The following is a 17,154-nucleotide window of genomic DNA, read 5'->3' as shown; positions in this document are numbered from 1 at the left end:
TGGAAAATAGTGGACTAGCACTTCCACTTCCACAGTACGATGAAATTTCCATTACTATTCATAAAATTTAATTTACCGCTTCGAATGCCGCTTAAATAAACAATGTTCCCGATTGCCAAGTAATTTAGCTACCTTCTGATCTATACTATCAATATCTGCTTCATTATCAAACGAGAGTGTTACCCACATTTTCGTTTTTTCATTGTATCTTCTTAGCTTATTGATCTTACCATCAACGTCTCTTCCTATAACCTGATACTTTTTTCCATTTCCAGTCTCAAATATTTCAGTTTCCTCCATAGTATATTTCTCCTTACAACGAACAGAATAGGTTTTGGTAATCAGCTATAGTATTCCCGTTGATAGTGATTGTATAAGCAAATCAAGCTTTTTATTCAAAAACAAATCCCCCGACCTTGTATGGAAGAGGGACTATCCTTTCATATAGAAATCATTAAGTAAACCAAAATGACAGACACAACGATTTTTGTTGAGGATGAAGGTGAGCGACAGCCATGGAGTGAAACGGAATGGATCTCGCCACCTATTATTGTTGTGATGAATAATATCAGGAACGATACCATCTCGATAAAAACCACTTCGCTATCGCTTCGTTAACGGTATTCATCGACCTATCGCGTTCCTCTTGGCTACGCCAATTCACCTTCCGATTCAATTTGGTACATTTAATTCCAAAATAAATAATCAATCATTAGGCATAAACGTAGTCGTATCAGGAGTTTTTGAGCTATTGTTTACCTAATTGAATCCTTATTATAAGGGTTTATTCCATGAAAAATATGCAAAGTTATCAAAAAACCTATATAAACACTGACTTTCTTGAATTTCAGTCGTTTTCATTTTTGTACTATTTGTGATTATCAATTGTATTTCGCAAGTGACCAATACGTCTTAGTATAGTTTGGATTAGGCTCATTGTTTTCAAGTTTTCTTTTGTTATCCTTCATCTTGTCTTTTACACTATATGGAAAGTTGTTTTCTATAAAGTATTCGTTGATAATTCGACATCCACGTTGTAACCTATTTCTACCATCTCGAATATTGACCTTTTTAATTAATTCTTCTTGTTCCTCTTTATAAAGTTGCTTTCCAGTAATACTATCTAAGTAATCTGAGAGTGTAGCCTTTTCATATGTATCATCAAGCACAGTGTAACTATCTTGTTGAAGCTTAGTCTGCAAATAGGTCATGTATCCATGTTCCTCCTGTAGTATATCTTCGTAAAATTTCTTGTCATAGCATTCCTTAAAATATCGTAATTCGTTGATTACCTTTTCAACCTTGTCATTGTCTACGGTCTCAGTGTCATAGATAACTGGACTACTATATTTCCTGTATTTCTTAACATATTCTAAAGATCCATTATCCATCAGATACTTTGCAGGATCAATTATGCGTTCACAGTCTTCAAGTTTTTTATTGATCATTTTGTCTGAGATATTCTTGATTATTACGGTTACCTTATCACTATTATCAGCAATCCTTTTCCTACCCAAGCACTGTATGAGTATATCTATGTCTTCAATATCGACAATTACATATTTGATTTGTTCGTCTCTTAGGTTGACACCGTTGTCCAGTGTGGAAGTCGTGAACAAGAACTTTTCTTCAAATCTCTCTTTTAAAAGCATATGACTGATTTTTTCTTTGTCGAGATACTTCTTTTCTCTAGATGTCCCAGATGCAGAACAGACAAAAAGTGAACCCTTGAATATAGTATGTAAGTTGAAGGCTTTTTTTGCACTCTTGCTGAAACAAACGGCCTTTTCATTTTTAGGAATCGTATGTAGAAACTTTTGTAGCACCTTGTCATTTCTATAAAATATTAATTCTTTGATATGACTGTAATCATGAGGAACGTTGTAACTACGATGCTCAATATGTTTGAAACGGAAATATTCTATTGCTCCATCTGCTGTAGCGGACATGAATATCCTGGTCTTCTCTGATTCGGAGATAATCAGATTGAATGAATCTTCTGTGTTATTGTTAAACTTTGATTCGGTGAGAAAGTAATGGAACTCATCTGACACTATGTACTGATAATCCTTGCTAACTACCACATTTCGCTTCCTTACAACATCCTCGACATTCTGATACAACAGAATCTTTATTACATCACCCTTATTATCCTGTTCAATCTCACGTTGAAACTGTTCACTGAGTCGTGTTCGATTAAGTAGGAACAATATCTTGGTTTCCTCGCGTTTAGCCTTCTCATACAGCGTGTTCTTAATGAAGTATGACTTGCCTACACCTGTACCAGCTTCAATCGTGATAATTTCACCTTGCTTCCATTGTTCAACTTCATTGCCTATGATGTCTGTTACTGTGAGTCTCTTTTTGCGCGCAATAGTGGTTGTCCTCCTTATTTAAGAGTTAATATATGTATTTATAAATAAATTAACATGATCGTAATGGAATTGCAAGTATATTTTGAGAAAAAGGGGGACAAAAATTCGTGTTTCAAAAAATGGGTGTCGCCAACTTTAACGGGGTATGTTGAACATACATCCTTTGATACATACGGCATACGTGATCCATTAAAGGTCACAACAGCATATACAATCATCTCAGGTCACCAACGTTATCGCATTGCAAATGATTCGGGGTTACTGGAGTTCCAGTTGAAATTATGGATGTTGATGAATGGAAAGCCTAATACATGCTCATTGCAGAGAACACGGAGCGTAGGAGAGAAACTGAAAGCGATCCAGACGGCGTTCTTAAAGGAATATTGGAAAGCCGGACATGGGGGAAATAGGGCAACGGGACAATAGGGCCTGTTGAAAAATGTTGCCGAAGCAATAGGGGAGACAGAGAGAACTGTGAAGCGTCTGTAAATAATAATGAAATAAAACGGAGCTCATGAAGGAGGACACTTTATACCTCCTAGGCTAGTTGTGTTCCAAATTCCTATTAATTAATCAAGGATATGTGGAAGAGAATCGATTCTGAGATGACACTATAGTAGAAGAGAAATGTAAAATTAAATAAGAGTAAAAATACGTATTTACATTAAAGTATTTATTTAATAAACTGTGATTACAAGGTTAACGAATTCCAAGACAAACCCTTGGAGCCTATGAATACACATGAAAGTGAGGGATGAGATACGAGGAGGGTCAGATATGCGTGGTACAGGTTGATGAGCTGGTTATGGCTGGGCTGGAAGTGATCCAAGGAGAATTAGTAAGGGTAGCAGGGATGAAGACGAGGAATAGGGAAGAGTTCGAATATAGATTGACCGTAGATAGTGAAAGTCGAAATAATACATAATGAATTGGAGATTTGTGAATATGAACAAGTTTAATGTAGTTTGTAAGTTTAAAGATGGATACGGATTTACTACCGAAGAGATTGGCAGCGAGTTCTTAACAAATAAAGACGTGAAACCCTATCTAGAACAGTTATGCATAGGTTTTTTGAATGGGCTTATTGACAATCGGAAATTTAATTACGTTGATAATGATGGCAATAAGCATCCATATAATTATATAGACTTGGCATCCATCACAATTAACTTTGTTTGGGAGGGAGAGTAAATGAGTGTTTGTAATATTGTGTTTATTAATGGTGGAGAAAAAGCATATATCTCTGCTGATTCTAGGGTATGTGTTATACGTGGATCAGACCCGGAGCGCTATCAATTACATGATGACGCTCAAAAATTACAGTTTTACTCTGGCGGCTTTGCGGCTTACATTAGTGGGAGCATGGATATCGCTGATACAGTAAGTAGAATTCTTCAAGAAACAGGAGAAAATGATATTGAAAAGATTGTAAATTTAACGAAAGATGTTTACGGTACATTTCTAGAAAATAGACCCTACCTTAAAGATTCTAAGTACAACATTCAGGTTATAATTCCGGGCATTCGTGAAGACGGTACGTGGGGGATAGTTTACTTTGATGAGGTTGATAATTTTAATCCTGTAGATATTTGTGCTCATCCTGGTGAAGATTTGGTTATTGGATATGGAAAGGGACATTGGATTACTGACCCTGTAATTGAACGTTATCTGGGGAAAAAGAATATTGGTAAAGTATTGCTAAAAGCATATGCTGCTGCGGCAAATGAGCAATGTGGAGGTACTCTTACATATTTCGAGTTGGATAAAGAAAACACACAAATGTACACTGCGAAGATTCCAGATACAAAAAAATTGAAACGATATAAAGACTACTTCCCTGATGCTATTAAACATGGCGAAGGTGATGGAATGACTGCAACAAGCGGTAAGTATCAGGAAGTAAAATATAACGGAGGCCTATCTCAAACATACTATCAAAGCAATACAGGTCGAGAGAGAAGTGTACTTCTTGATGATTCAGGGATCATAACAACAGCGGATCAAGGAAAATATACTGCTAGAAGTAAAGAATTTCAATTCATTGCCACTGAGAACGGTACATATAGATTGAGTCTTTCTAATGGTTCAACTTTTGAATTAACAACTTCAGGTCTTGGGATCGACATTCAAGGTGATATCAATATTAAGGCCACAGGAAACATTAAAATGAACGGTAGTCGTATCGATCTGAACTAATCAATCAAACATATAGAGGAGAATATACATATGAATAAACGATTTGAGCTAGAGAAGAAACTGATGGAAGAACTACAAGAAACGAGAGACTTGTACGAAACAACTATGGATGAGTACGATATTTTGATGAATTTTGTCATGCAACACAATCTTACAAAGATGCTGGATTCATACGTTCATCAACAATTAAAGGACTGTAAAGATGAATACCTTATTAATCGCTATCTACAGTTGGTTACAAATCCTCTAGAGGAGAATATCGAGGACGAAACAAGCGTAAGTTTGGAAGCGTCAGACACTCAGCCATTCTTTTTTATTAATGGGCAGGCCGTTGATGTCTCTAAAATTTTCGTAGGGAATTCTAAGTGATAGCGTCAATGTAACCGATAATCCTATGGTATAGTCTTCCATATGGGCTATACCATATCACTCTATCGGAGGTACATAATATGAAAAAATTAGTAACAAAGATACCCACATTTCTACTTGGAGCCGTAGTAGGAATTACTCTTACAGGAGCGACAGCGGTAGGGGCAGCTACATACCTAAAAGTAACTCAATCAAATGTAAAGGTTGTTGTAGATGGATCTCAAGCAAAACTGTCTGATTCACCACTTAACGTGAACGGAAGGCTCTATCTTCCAGTACGAGACACGGCAAATGCCATGGGCTACACGGTTGAATCCGTTACTAGCTCTCAAGTATCACTAAAAGAAGGATTTTCAACAAGTAATGCGACATCAAACAATGGCTCAACTGTAACTAGCGTTACAAATAGCAATTCAAACAAAAGTTCAACATCCAAAAACACAGGAGGGCAATACGTGCAAGGATTACACGAGAAGTATTCCACTAACGGAAAACTTGACGCAGTAAAAGTTAAAGAAGCAATTACAGCTAAAGAAATCATAGTGAATACACAAGATAAAGAAACAGGGAATAGTCTAATGCACTATGTAGTTTTGGAAAATAATTATTCTCTATATTTAACAATCAAACGTAATGCATTAGACGTTAACTTGCGAAATAAACAAAAACAGACCCCTTTACACCTATCTGTCATAAACAAAAACTCCTTTTATTACGGGGAACTTGAACAATTAAATGCAAATCCCAAAATTGAGGATATAAACGGTTTGTTGCCCATTGATTATGCAGAAAAAAATTCAGTGTTCGATATTGGCCTAGATGCTTACATGCGTTTTTATAAGTAATGATTAAACTACCATCAAAAAGCATTCAAACTCCAACAGAAAAAGGACAAAATAAAAGACGACTACTGCAAATCCAACAACATCCCACTAATACGCATTCCCTACTGGGATTTCAAAAATATCGACTCAATACTCACCGAGCGATTAACTGAGTTGGGTATCCTCTCTCCTGCTATGGTTGAGGTTTAATGAAGTATTTGCTCGGCAAACTTTTATATAGTATCATATGCTTGCATCAATAACAACAATTATTTTCGAAAAAAGGTATCATTTTGACTTAATCTGTGGCATAATAAGTAGTATAAGGTATAGGAACATCTGTTCGTTTCTTGAACTTATTCTACATAAAGGACTGATTTTATGACTCAAGAAAGACAATTTTATTTTGATGTTGACACTGTAGCGAGCTATCTTTACCATATTAACCCTTCTATTTCACCACTTAAGTTGCAAAAAGGACTTTACTTCTTGTTCGCTTACCATGGAGCGTTGTATGGAGAGAAGGTTGAAGACGGTGTGTTCGAAGGTACTATTGGAATGCCTAAGTATTTATTCGATGCTGAATTCGAAGCTTGGCAGTATGGCCCTGTAATTCGTTATGTTTACTTTAGTGATCGTGATGGCGATTATGTTGCCGATAATAAACCTGAAAAGGCCAAGTTTGAAATCGAAAAAGAACCCGAAGTCAAAAAATTCATTGATGAACTATTCGAGCAAATCGATTCGGTAAGTGACTTTAAATTGGTTGATCGTAGCCATCAAGATGAAGCATGGAAAAGCGCATATAAAAAAGGTCAGTCAACACCTATGAATAATGAACTAATAATCCAAGAGTATCGGGAACAATATGTTTAAGGTTGACTTTGGAGCATCAATTCGCCCAAAGGGTTGTTTTGATGTTCTCACCAAAAATAAGTTCGAGAGTGATGGATTTTTGCAATCAGGCAAGAAAAACTCCAAATTAAAGAAACAACTAGATAAGATTGAACCGACTTTTGAATTTTTGAATTCCGATGCGAAGAAATCAAAATCGCTGCCAGAATATATGTTTACTAATTTTCTGACAGATTCAACGCCTGAGACAATTAAGCTAAGTATCTTTGATATTTTTGATAACCCTTCGATAGTTGATACTCCCAATGCTGGAGTAGTTCGTTTGAGCAAGCCAAAAATTGAGGCTTGTCTTAACTTGTATATAAGTCCCCTTCCAGAAAATGCTTACATTGTTAAAAGTAATCTAATTGATATTTTTGGGGAACCTAAACATATACGAGTGTTCACTATTATGGAATTTATAGCTCAACCTGAACTTAAAGCAATCTATAAAATAATTCTTATTGATCCCTTCCACTTGGTCATTCCCAGTAAACATGGAGAAAAGTCTAAAGAAGAAATGGAACACGATACGTACAATCACAATAGGGATAATGTGCTCTGTATGAATGAGTACTATAGACAGGCTCTTGGTTTTTAATTAATTACTGATGGAGTGAACCCATTGTTGTCGTATGCAAGTATTGAGCATATAAATCAGATGTGTTCTGATCGCTGCAATGGTATCTATCGAATTGAAGTCACCTTCTGAATGAGGGTGGCTTTTTGTGTATAAGGAGGGTTTCTTATGAAAAGTGTCATAAAGCAGTCGAATGGTTCTTTGAGAAGAAGCAAACTTGCCAACCCCTTCTCTCATATTCCAATGTCTGAGCGACTCAAAAAGAGAAAGTCGATTGACCTTCGAGACAGCCACGTTGTTATTGAAGACAATGATGGTTTTGTAAAAGTTAAACCAATTGATACGACTAAAACTTTTTGAATATATGATTTGTTAGATGAGCAGCCTCATTATAGAGGTGCCTTTTTTTAAAATTAGCTAAGAACCGGAACAATTAAGTCCTGTTCTAAGGATCAGATATGACTTACTCATCAAATAATTTTAGGTACAACTTGTAGATGGGCAATTCTTTAAATTTGCTCTGTTCTCCAGAAGTCATTGAATCAATAGCTATTTCAGTTTCTTCTTTATTGTTCAATAAGATATTTGCACATGCCAAAAGGTAGGTGTCTTGATTGGCCTCGTTCCTCTTAGTAATCAACATTCTTCTTTCATCTTTCCTTAATTTTTCACCTCTCCAAGCTTTGATTTGATACCTATTGATGAGTATCGCATTAGCATGTTCCAACTCTGTACCGATTATCTTGCTGTAAATATGTTCAATAATGTCTAATAATTTTTCATTTCCACATGCAAAAAATGCTTCAAAGCAATGCAAAATAAATCCATTAGTACTTTCTACCACTACTTTATCTGCAAATACATTTACGGAGTCAAATGACTCTTTTATAGCATCTACATTGAAGTTTAATGAAGTACTTAATTCCTGTTCAGTCAACGTAACATACGGACTTACTTGAAATGTTTCACCATCATCATTTTCCACCTCGAGGAAAAAGTCAGGAGCTTCCTTCAAATTAAAGCCATTGTAAAATTTGTCTTCAATCTTTAATAACAACAAACTATATTCTCCTATTTGAAATGAGACAAAGCCCAAAACAAAATCAGATAAATCATCATAATTATCACCATTCATTATACTGGCCATATTTTGAAGTTGTGTTATGAATTCATCATTGTAATTTAATTTTAGATTTTCGTTAATATTTAGTGTTCTGAAAAGGGATTTTAACTTTTCTATGGAGCCTTTGAATTTCTTCCAATCTTCTATCATTTCAGAATCGCCAGGAGCCTTCATGCTATGTTCTAAGAATTTTATTTCTTCCCCAGAGAAAAAATGATAAAGTAACGGTTCTATCTTTAGAAGAGCACTTAGAGAGGAACCAACTAAATGTTTATAAGAAAAAAAAGAATGTTTCAAATCTTCCCCAATTTCAAAGGCATCTTCTAAGGTGAGTGTCCATAGTGAATTAGTAACCGTTAAGATAGCTTCCAATTCATAATTTAAAACTCCAACTTGAAAGTTTGTTTTTCCACTGAAACTAGCCATTTCTAATTTTGCAAGAGAAATAGGGATATGAGTTTCATTTTTTATACCATATAATTGAAAAAACTCATCAAACAGATTGCCGTTGTCAATTGGTACTAATGAAGTTAATCTATAATTTTGAAACTCAGACAGATCAAACGCTTTGTTAGTGATAATATCAGATGGTTGTTTCTTTTGGTCTTCAATAAATCTAGTGCAAACCTCATAAAGGGTTGTTTCATCAAGTGGACGTAAAGAAATTACTTTAGTTCCCTGTTCTCCAAATGAATTTAAGATGTAATCAATTTCCAAAGGCAAAAGTGATTTGTAGAATAACTTCACTGACGGTATCTCGTCTGTCTCATTTTCTCTAACCTCACCTAAAATTATCAAAACTCCACTAGTTTTTAAATAATTCTGAATGTCTTTTAAATTGAAACTAAACGATATGGTTTTATTTGAGAATATATTTACGCCAGTAGACTTTACCTGGACAAGAACTTTCCCTAAAAAGGAATCTTTTCTTTCGCTGTTGTTACTAAATACATCAATGTGTCCATCAAATGAAACATCTTTATCTCTAACAGATATAGAAGTCTTTAAATAAGAATTCCTTCGTAATGCGAATGAACTAATCTCATGCACAACAAGTTCTTCTTTTTCTGAATTTGAAAGCAAACCCATTACCTCTTTCGTTGCGTTATTATCTTTAATTATACCATGATTAAAAGTGTTCTTGTTGGAAGGCCTGTTACCTTTTCTCAATTCCCATGAAAGCATACTTTTACCTAGTAAAAGTTCGTTTAACTCCTCATATTTAACTTCGTATTAATCAATTATAATTGGTAGAAGTTATTCATTTTATTTTACGTCTGTTGTTTAACATGATACAATTGCTATAGAGAGATACCAACTTATGTAGCTTTCGAAAAAACAAAACTATCATATCACTAGTGATTCAATCATATCTATCATTGTCTAACTATTTAGATAGGGAGTGATTGAATTGACTAAAAGAAAGAAGGTAGTAACTATGTCTCCAACAACCTTAAATACTCTACCTAAAAAACACGTAGACATTGAGAAAAAGAAGGCTGCTCTGCGCGCTGGAGGTTCTCTGAAAACTAAGAATAAAATTGATGTTCAAGAAATTTCTCGTGAACTGAGAGGAAAATAGTATGTTTCTTGATGTGTTTCCTGACGATGAAACGCTTTTAGATTTTGGAAGTACAAACTTTGATCTGCCTACACTAGAATCATGTTTTCTTGATACAAACGTTATTATCGCTTTCCTCTATCAATCTGATAACAGACATTTATCTTGCTACAATTTTATTTCATATCTGATTGTTAATGACATCAAGATGTACATATCTGAAATGACAGTTGCCGAAGTAATAAACTCATTGGCTAGAGCACTATTTATAGACGATGAGTTAGAAGCTTACAAGAATCAACATGGTAACCTACCAACATCAAATAGAGAATTGAAGAACTTAAAATCAAGATTTAAACAGAATTGGTCGGGACAAATAATTAAAAATGATCATGTGAAGTTATCAAACTACAACTCGCGCGCAATAGAGATGTTTGCACCTTTAAGGGAAATATGTTATTTACAAAACTCAAGCGATCAATCTATAGAGGTGGGGCTTATGCTCAGCAGCAGTGTGCCACTTGCTTCTTCTGATGCTATGATTGCCGCTTCAACAATCCTAAGTGGTTCCGCCTACTTGATCTCATTAGACAAAGATATGCGTAAGCTATCCTATGTAACAGTGCTAAGCACATCTGTTTACAACAAAGATTACAATGCTGAATACATGATAAGAATGCTAGGTACTGAAGAATTTTTGATCGAATCTTTAGGTGAAGAAGAATTTAAAGCCAAGTACAATATTGCTTCATAGTTACTTGGATATTTTAAAGGGGTTGGTCGTATAGACTGATCTCTTTTTAGTTTATTCAAATGAAATACCAAATTTACATAGAAGTTAACTTTGAAGAAGCCTTATAAATAGGGCTTTTTTTATTTTAATTTTATGGAGTATAGATTAAGTAAAAAGCTGATCCTATTTTTTTATTTTTAAGTATAAATATATGTAAATTTTATATTTTGTTTGTTATAATTCTGATATAAACAATAGATAAACGGAGTGATACGAAATGTTGACTGCTCAAAAGACTGAATATAAGAGATATGAACTATGGTTCGCAGAATTGATTAATACTAGCAGCGGCAGTGTTCAGAGAGGAAAACGTCCAGTCCTCATCATACAAAATGACATGGGTAACAGATATAGCCCAACGGTACAGGTAGCTTCAGTTACCACAGCAAAGAAGAAAGCGATGCCTACACATGTAAATTTGGACGCTATGGAGTGTGGATTGCGTGATGACAGTATAGTGATGATGGAGCAAATTTCAACTATATCAAAAGAACAGTTGATGTGGAGAATCGGCTCCGTACCGGAAGAATACGCTCCTATGCTGGATAGAGCTGGTAAGGTGCAAATGGGATACATCAGTGCATGGGATTAACTACATACGATTTAACAAGTGTTATATATAAATAGACACCTTTGATGCTTATTAAAGGTGGTGGTGCAAATTGATTTGATTTGGTGGTACTGTCAATTGTGTCTATTAAAATATTTAAACACGGAGGAAAGAACATGCATAATGGCTTGAATGAGATCACCAATATTAACGATGCGGATTATATTGAATTGGTAAGTGGGGAAACGAGTGATTTTACAGTAGGACAGATTTATGAGGTTAAGGTGGATGATGGTTCTATATACACTGAGGGGGAGCGCTACAGTATGGATAATACATATACCGCAAACACTGAGATGTTCTACAACCCGAAATTGCAATTAAAATTTTATAAGAGGAATGCTGCTTAATGCCGATACACGCTGAGATTATTAATAGCAAATTCAAATTAGAGGCTTTAACCATGGGAAATAGATATGAAATCAAAAGAACTGAGCCAAATTATTATCATCATAAAGGCGAACCTTATGTTATTAATGACCAAGGGGTGATGGATTTTAGTTTTAAGATGTTGTGCAAGTTAAGATACCACAGAGTTAGATAAGATAAAGCAAAAAGTATGGGGTCGGGCTGGGGTGTCCGACTTCTAAAATTAATAAGAGTGAACTTAAGAAGTATTATTCACAAAAAGAAAGGTTGATTGTATTAATGACAGATAAAAAAATGGGCAGACCATACAAATTGCATCCATCGGAGATAGAAAAATGGAATGAGAAATATGGAGATAATACATATTTAGTGAGGGGTATTTTATGTGCGCAGGGTTTGATAGAGGATGGGTTTATTGAGGAAGACCATGAATTTGCCTGTTACCTACTATTCAAATCAATAGAATCGCGTATCCATAGTTGTCGCTATGAACAAGGTATCTATAAGGGGGTTCATTGTGCTTGGAGTGATCCAATTAGTGGAGTAATGGACGTTATCAAATACAAATCAGATATGTGGTTACAGTGGATTGAGCAGACAAAAATCTTTCTAGAGAAAGATCAACAGCAATTATATCGTCCTACAGTAGATCGCATTGAAACTAATCCAGATGTAGGATACAGGTTATCTAACATTGCCATGCTACCGTTCGGCAAAAATTCTTATAAGGCGCAGGCCAAGCCAGTTTATGCATTTGAGATGGGGAACAGTCAGTCCAATAGTCTAACTACATTTAAAAGGTATGAAACAATAACAGATGCAAAAAAAGATATGGGCTTACCTAATTTAGAAAGCGACACTGGAGTTTTCACAAATACACCTGATGGAAAAACGTTTATTTTGCAGTCAAGCGCCACAACAGTAGGGGAGCAATCAGTTGAATTAGATAGTAGTGAGACTGAACAGAAAGTGTATACGGGTTACATACCGATAGGCCAGATTATGATTGACGGTAAAGTGTTCAACGTGCATCAACCGTTTACCTTTGAGCAAGTACAAATAAAGTTGAAGGGTCAAGCATAAATACATAACGAAAGAATAAACTAGCTGTCCAGAATACATACAATACTAAGTCCACTAAACATTCATCCTTGTACTGAATGAACACAATTGAAACAATGCTTAGAATTTATTCTAGGCAGCCTAGTGTGGTGTCACCTTGATTTAAATCGAAAAGGAGGTGAGTAAATATCCAAAGTACAGCGAAGACATTGTCTGTCATTCGTCCAAGCAGTATCCGCATAAAGTATCCGTATGACACTAATACGGGTGGTGTGCAACGAATGAAGGAGACAAGTAAGAGAAAACAATCCAATTCATTCAACTTTATATTTATAGATGACAACCGTAGCGAAGAAGAAGCAAGAGAAGCAATTCAATTTGTAGTTGACACGATAGTACATAAAGTAATCAAAAATTTCCCTGCTTCAGAATATGATATCCAGATTAAATCGACAGACTAAAGGGGAAAGTCACATGAAATATGATGATGCAGCGATATATGTTAGGGTATCCACGACAAAGGAGTCCCAAAAATTCAGTCCAGAACACCAAAGGATGGATTGTGAGGAGAAAGCAAGACAGTTAAGTTTAAAGGTTCGTGAAGAGTACATATATGTGGACAGGGATAGTGGAACATCCATTATTGGCAGACCATCTATCCAGACATTAATTGAGGATGCAAAAAAGGGCTACTTTAAAACCATCCTCTTTTCTTCTTTATCAAGATTTTCTCGTGATACGTACGACTCGCTCGGATTAAAGAGAATTCTCGTTGATAAGCTAAAATTGAGAGTAATTTCACTGGACGAGAACTATGATTCACAAGTTGATCATGACGAGTTTAAGTTTCAGATTTTTTCAGCGGTCAATCAGAAACTAAGTGAGCAAATTAGCATCTCATCACGAAGAGGAATCAGGCAGTCAGGAATGAAGGGTAATTATTTAGGCACGATTGCTCCACTGGGCTACGATAAAATCAAAATTGATGATAGGAAAACAATTGTACCTAATGATCGTGCCAGCCTTGTACAACTCATATTTGATATGTATGTCAACCAGAAGATGGGCGAGAAGGCTATCACGAAGTATTTGAATAAAGGGAATATTCCCTCTTATCGAGGGGGGAAGTGGGGAGTAACCTCAGTTGAAAGAATATTAACAAATGAAATATACACTGGTAGAAATGTGTTCAATAAATTCACAGTGATAAAGGTATATAACGACATAAATAATATGTCTGATCGTTCTAGAAAATTAGTGAAACGGGATAAAGAATTATGGGAAGAGAGCGATAAACAAACTCATGAAGCAATTATTAGTGAAGAGTTATTCAGAAAAGCACAGGAGGTTCGCTTAAAGCGTGGAGGTGGGAAGCGTGGAGGGGTAAGAAATAAGGTTAATGTATTCGCTGGAATAATCAAATGCAAGCATTGCCAATCATCATTGAACATTGTGACCTCTAATGGCAAGAAGAATACCTACCGCTACCTAGTGTGTTCAAAAAGAAGGAGACAGGGGGAAACTGGGTGCGACAATCATAATAGGATTCCATATGATGATTTCAAAGATGCTCTTATTCAAAGTCTAAGTGAGAAATTGAGAGTCAAGATTAAATCAGGTAAAGCGATAACTATCACGAAAAAAGCAAGGGAAGACACTGGGAAATTAGTTGTAAAATTAGAAAAGCAGATACAGAATGCACGTAAATTGCTTTTTGAAATCCGAAAGCAAAAGCTTAATGATGAGTTAGATGATGAGCAGTATGAGTTTGAGAAGGAACAGTATGAGCAAGAGATCAAACAGAAGCAAGAACAGTTATCCAAGATGAAAACTGATTTAGAACGAGCTTTGAATGACAATGAGCAATTTAATGAAATAAACATTTCACTTGAAGAATTATCGAATCTGAGTCAATTTACTGAAGTAGACCAAGTAAACCTGATTTTGCGAAAGTTAGTTTCAAATATCACTGTTGATAAAGCAAACAGTGTTGAGATCCATTCCGTATTGGGTAGGCTATAGTTTTTTGTGTGTTTCAAACCATATTTCGAATGTGATGCAGAAACTCAATGTTAAGGGTCGTTCGCAGGCAGTTGTCGAGCTGATTAAGCTTGGAGAACTGAAGATTTAGTTGCGAATTACAGTTAGGATTAAGTAGCAGCATGAAAGCCTTTCTCTATTCTTTGTCATGAAGAATGGGGCAAGGCTTTTTTGCTGTGCTGGATCATGAATTTAAGAAAGATCCGAAACGTAGCATCGCTTGTTTTCATTATTTTAGTAGACCATAATGATTACATATATGAAACAGATAAGGTAGTAAGTAAGGCTTGAAATTGAAACAATGGTAGAAAGGATGATCTAAATGGACCTTTTCTTAAATGAATTTGAAGACCATTTTCGTGCGGGTTTTCTGCCCGATCTAGAACAAACGCTGGCTAAGGTTCAGGATGAGGAAGTATATGCTTGTGCATTTGGAACGGACAGTGATTGGGTAACGCTGTTCATGGCGGTAAATACAGAGGAATCCCTTGCTGGGCATATTGTGAGTATGAAAGAGCAAGGGCTATGTGATAGTGAGGAGGACGAGATCTATTACAGATGGGGCTGCTCCGAATATCAATATGGCGAGGATACACACTTTAACCACATCAGTCGATTGTTGTATGCAACAGAAGATGTCCAGAAGTATAAGGATGAGATCATTCGAATCATCGCCAAAGTTGTGAATGAGACAGCAGATGACGTTTTCGCCCGATATGGACAAACCAAAGCAGACATTACGTTTTTCGTTTCTCTCACAGATGATGATCTGGCGGAGGAGATTGAAAATCAATCGGTCCATCAAATGACAAACCCCAGCTTACTCAGCAAGTTTTTAAAACGATATGATGGCATCAATTAGAACGAGCTAACTTGAATCAAAATGAATTGAATCGTTGTACCGCGAAAGTCTTTCCTATTCTTTATCCAAAGAAGGGAAGAGGCTTTTTTGTTTTAGCGTGAAAAAATGAAACAACCGAATCCATATTACTTATAGATTCCTATTCGTTTGAATGAACACCCTCCATCTTTTCTTCGAAAATGGCTGATAAAAGAGCTGCTCCAATTCCTCGAACTCTGCTTCGTTCAGATGAAGATGGAGTGCTCTTTTCGCAATTATGGCGGCAGGCTGAGAAGAAAATTTCCGGCCTCCGGCTTTTCGTTTGATCGGAATATGAAATTGCAGCAGGTCTTCGAGCTGATTCCAGCCTTCCCAACTGAGCCGACCTCTGCGTTTCCAGTCGATAGCATAGAGGGCATAATAGGCATGTCCTTCTGTTTCTTTGGTAGCCATAATCCAGGTGGAAGGAATGAACTTTCTTCGTTGTCTTCGATTCATTGAATTGCTCCTTTTTTGATATTGCAAAAGTCATGTTAAATTCCTCTTGATTTGCATCATCGTCTTGATTAGAATAAAGTTATAAAAATAATTTTCTTAATTTATTAAAAATAAATAAAAATAATTTTCATAAAGCGAGGTGTCCTCATGGCAGCCATATTACGTGCGTTGCAGCAAGAACTGAATAACCTTCCGTCTCAGGAGCGACGTATCGCCGAAGTCATTATGCAATCTCCATCGGACATTCCCGGCTGGACGATTAGTCATCTGGCAGAGCAGAGTGGCACAAGTGCGGCGACGGTAACCCGCTTTTGCAAGTCGTTTCATTTCAAAGGTTTTCCCGATTTCAAAATGAAACTCGCCGCAGAATTGTCCCACGCATCCGAGGAAACGGCGTATCAGGATATTGTAGCGGGCAATTCACTATCCAAAATTGTTGAAGCTATCGAAGCCAACCACCTCGCGTCGATTGCAGATACCACCCGTTTGCTGGATTTGGGCAGATTGGAGCAAGCAGTGCAATTATTGTGCCAGGCTCGCCGCATCGATCTTTATGGTGTGGCGACCTCGTCGATTGTTACACAGGATTTCTATCAGAAATTGGTGCGGATCGGCAAAAGCTCTACGGCTTTCTCCGACTCACACATGCAGATTACATCCGCATCTTCGCTCGCAGAGGGAGATGTGGCGATGGCTGTATCCTATTCAGGCGAAACACCAGAGACCATCGATGCCCTGCATTGTGCCAAACAGGCCGGAGCTTCTACGATTTCACTGACTTCCTATGGCAGTAACAAGCTTGCAACTGTATCCGATATCCCACTCTTTACGTCCTCTCTGGAAGAAGGCATGAGGCGTGGAGATATGGCTTCACGTATTGCACTGCTGCATGTGGTCGATATTTTGTTCACAGGCATGGTAAGTGCCGACTTCGACCGTTTTATCCCCAGACTGGAACAATCCTATCATAATGTGCAGTCCTATCGAGTCCAACACAACGGAGGTGCCTGACAGATGAA

At 36.5% G+C, this 17,154-nt stretch carries 21 protein-coding genes and 1 pseudogene; 18 read left to right on the top strand and 4 right to left on the bottom strand.

The annotated features are described in order from the left end of the window. Positions 1-72 precede the first annotated feature (72 nt). Both MHH25_RS24370 and MHH25_RS24365 read right to left on the bottom strand, forming a co-directional pair. Entirely contained in the window at positions 73-300 is a 228-nt protein-coding gene (locus MHH25_RS24370) for a hypothetical protein (RefSeq protein ID WP_340018381.1), read from the bottom strand. A 581-nt stretch (positions 301-881) separates the two neighbouring features. Then, complete coding sequence (locus MHH25_RS24365) at positions 882-2,339, bottom strand: DEAD/DEAH box helicase (RefSeq protein ID WP_340020545.1); 1,458 nt, start codon at positions 2,337-2,339, stop codon at positions 882-884. A gap of 817 nt (positions 2,340-3,156) precedes the next feature. Here MHH25_RS24365 and MHH25_RS24360 point away from each other — a divergent pair. From MHH25_RS24360 to MHH25_RS24325, 8 genes are all read left to right on the top strand, one after another. Further along, positions 3,157-3,300, top strand: coding sequence for a hypothetical protein (locus MHH25_RS24360; RefSeq protein ID WP_340018380.1), 144 nt, complete (start codon positions 3,157-3,159; stop codon positions 3,298-3,300). 20 nt (positions 3,301-3,320) lie between these two features. After that, positions 3,321-3,566: a hypothetical protein gene (locus MHH25_RS24355; protein WP_340018379.1), complete on the top strand. Its 246-nt coding sequence runs from the start codon at positions 3,321-3,323 to the stop codon at positions 3,564-3,566. Beyond that, a complete protein-coding gene (locus MHH25_RS24350; RefSeq protein ID WP_340018378.1) occupies positions 3,567-4,571 on the top strand; it encodes a hypothetical protein in 1,005 nt (334 codons plus the stop codon). It begins immediately after the preceding gene. Positions 4,572-4,601: 30 nt separating this feature from the next. Beyond that, positions 4,602-4,940 carry a hypothetical protein gene (locus tag MHH25_RS24345; protein WP_340018377.1) on the top strand — a complete coding sequence of 113 codons (339 nt, stop codon included), beginning with the start codon at positions 4,602-4,604 and terminating at the stop codon, positions 4,938-4,940. Between the two features lie 80 nt (positions 4,941-5,020). Further along, positions 5,021-5,785: a stalk domain-containing protein gene (locus MHH25_RS24340; protein WP_340018376.1), complete on the top strand. Its 765-nt coding sequence runs from the start codon at positions 5,021-5,023 to the stop codon at positions 5,783-5,785. A gap of 360 nt (positions 5,786-6,145) precedes the next feature. Next, positions 6,146-6,640, top strand: a complete 495-nt coding sequence (locus tag MHH25_RS24335) for a type II toxin-antitoxin system antitoxin SocA domain-containing protein (RefSeq protein WP_340018375.1) — start codon at positions 6,146-6,148, stop codon at positions 6,638-6,640. Beyond that, positions 6,633-7,259 carry a hypothetical protein gene (locus MHH25_RS24330; protein WP_340018374.1) on the top strand — a complete coding sequence of 209 codons (627 nt, stop codon included), beginning with the start codon at positions 6,633-6,635 and terminating at the stop codon, positions 7,257-7,259. Before MHH25_RS24335 ends, MHH25_RS24330 begins: the two co-directional genes overlap by 8 nt. A gap of 147 nt (positions 7,260-7,406) precedes the next feature. Continuing rightward, positions 7,407-7,598 carry a hypothetical protein gene (locus MHH25_RS24325; protein ID WP_340018373.1) on the top strand — a complete coding sequence of 64 codons (192 nt, stop codon included), beginning with the start codon at positions 7,407-7,409 and terminating at the stop codon, positions 7,596-7,598. Between the two features lie 103 nt (positions 7,599-7,701). Here MHH25_RS24325 and MHH25_RS24320 read toward each other — a convergent pair whose 3' ends face one another. Beyond that, entirely contained in the window at positions 7,702-9,546 is a 1,845-nt protein-coding gene (locus MHH25_RS24320; RefSeq protein ID WP_340018372.1) for a hypothetical protein, read from the bottom strand. 226 nt (positions 9,547-9,772) lie between these two features. On the opposite strand from MHH25_RS24320, the gene MHH25_RS24315 reads away from it, so the two are divergent. The 9 genes and pseudogenes from MHH25_RS24315 to MHH25_RS24275 all read left to right on the top strand — a co-directional run bounded on the left by MHH25_RS24315 (position 9,773) and on the right by MHH25_RS24275 (position 15,658). Further along, positions 9,773-9,943, top strand: coding sequence for a hypothetical protein (locus tag MHH25_RS24315; RefSeq protein WP_340018371.1), 171 nt, complete (start codon positions 9,773-9,775; stop codon positions 9,941-9,943). 1 nt (position 9,944) lies between these two features. Then, positions 9,945-10,676 carry a type II toxin-antitoxin system VapC family toxin gene (locus tag MHH25_RS24310; protein WP_340018370.1) on the top strand — a complete coding sequence of 244 codons (732 nt, stop codon included), beginning with the start codon at positions 9,945-9,947 and terminating at the stop codon, positions 10,674-10,676. Between the two features lie 256 nt (positions 10,677-10,932). After that, on the top strand, positions 10,933-11,307 hold the full coding sequence (locus MHH25_RS24305) for a type II toxin-antitoxin system PemK/MazF family toxin (protein WP_340018369.1): 375 nt from the start codon (positions 10,933-10,935) through the stop codon (positions 11,305-11,307). Between the two features lie 134 nt (positions 11,308-11,441). Then, entirely contained in the window at positions 11,442-11,675 is a 234-nt protein-coding gene (locus MHH25_RS24300; protein WP_340018368.1) for a hypothetical protein, read from the top strand. A gap of 298 nt (positions 11,676-11,973) precedes the next feature. After that, on the top strand, positions 11,974-12,777 hold the full coding sequence (locus tag MHH25_RS24295; RefSeq protein WP_340018367.1) for a hypothetical protein: 804 nt from the start codon (positions 11,974-11,976) through the stop codon (positions 12,775-12,777). 260 nt (positions 12,778-13,037) lie between these two features. Continuing rightward, positions 13,038-13,217 carry a hypothetical protein gene (locus tag MHH25_RS24290; RefSeq protein WP_340018366.1) on the top strand — a complete coding sequence of 60 codons (180 nt, stop codon included), beginning with the start codon at positions 13,038-13,040 and terminating at the stop codon, positions 13,215-13,217. Between the two features lie 13 nt (positions 13,218-13,230). Beyond that, entirely contained in the window at positions 13,231-14,778 is a 1,548-nt protein-coding gene (locus MHH25_RS24285) for a recombinase family protein (RefSeq protein WP_340018365.1), read from the top strand. A gap of 10 nt (positions 14,779-14,788) precedes the next feature. Beyond that, positions 14,789-14,887: pseudogene (locus tag MHH25_RS24280) on the top strand (LuxR C-terminal-related transcriptional regulator); the annotation flags it as partial. Between the two features lie 231 nt (positions 14,888-15,118). Further along, the gene (locus MHH25_RS24275; RefSeq protein WP_340018364.1) at positions 15,119-15,658 is read left to right on the top strand and encodes a DUF4303 domain-containing protein; all 540 of its coding nucleotides are present in this window, start codon (positions 15,119-15,121) and stop codon (positions 15,656-15,658) included. 129 nt (positions 15,659-15,787) lie between these two features. On the opposite strand, the gene MHH25_RS24270 is transcribed toward MHH25_RS24275, so the two are convergent. Then, positions 15,788-16,135, bottom strand: coding sequence for a hypothetical protein (locus MHH25_RS24270; RefSeq protein WP_340018363.1), 348 nt, complete (start codon positions 16,133-16,135; stop codon positions 15,788-15,790). Between the two features lie 147 nt (positions 16,136-16,282). On the opposite strand from MHH25_RS24270, the gene MHH25_RS24265 reads away from it, so the two are divergent. Continuing rightward, a complete protein-coding gene (locus MHH25_RS24265; RefSeq protein WP_340018362.1) occupies positions 16,283-17,146 on the top strand; it encodes a MurR/RpiR family transcriptional regulator in 864 nt (287 codons plus the stop codon). The last annotated feature ends 8 nt before the right edge of the window (positions 17,147-17,154 follow it).

The organism is Paenibacillus sp. FSL H3-0457 (genome assembly GCF_037981725.1).
GTDB lineage: Bacteria > Bacillota > Bacilli > Paenibacillales > Paenibacillaceae > Paenibacillus > Paenibacillus amylolyticus.
Note: the sequence above shows the minus strand (reverse complement) of the source record. Positions and strands in the feature narration are given on the sequence as shown.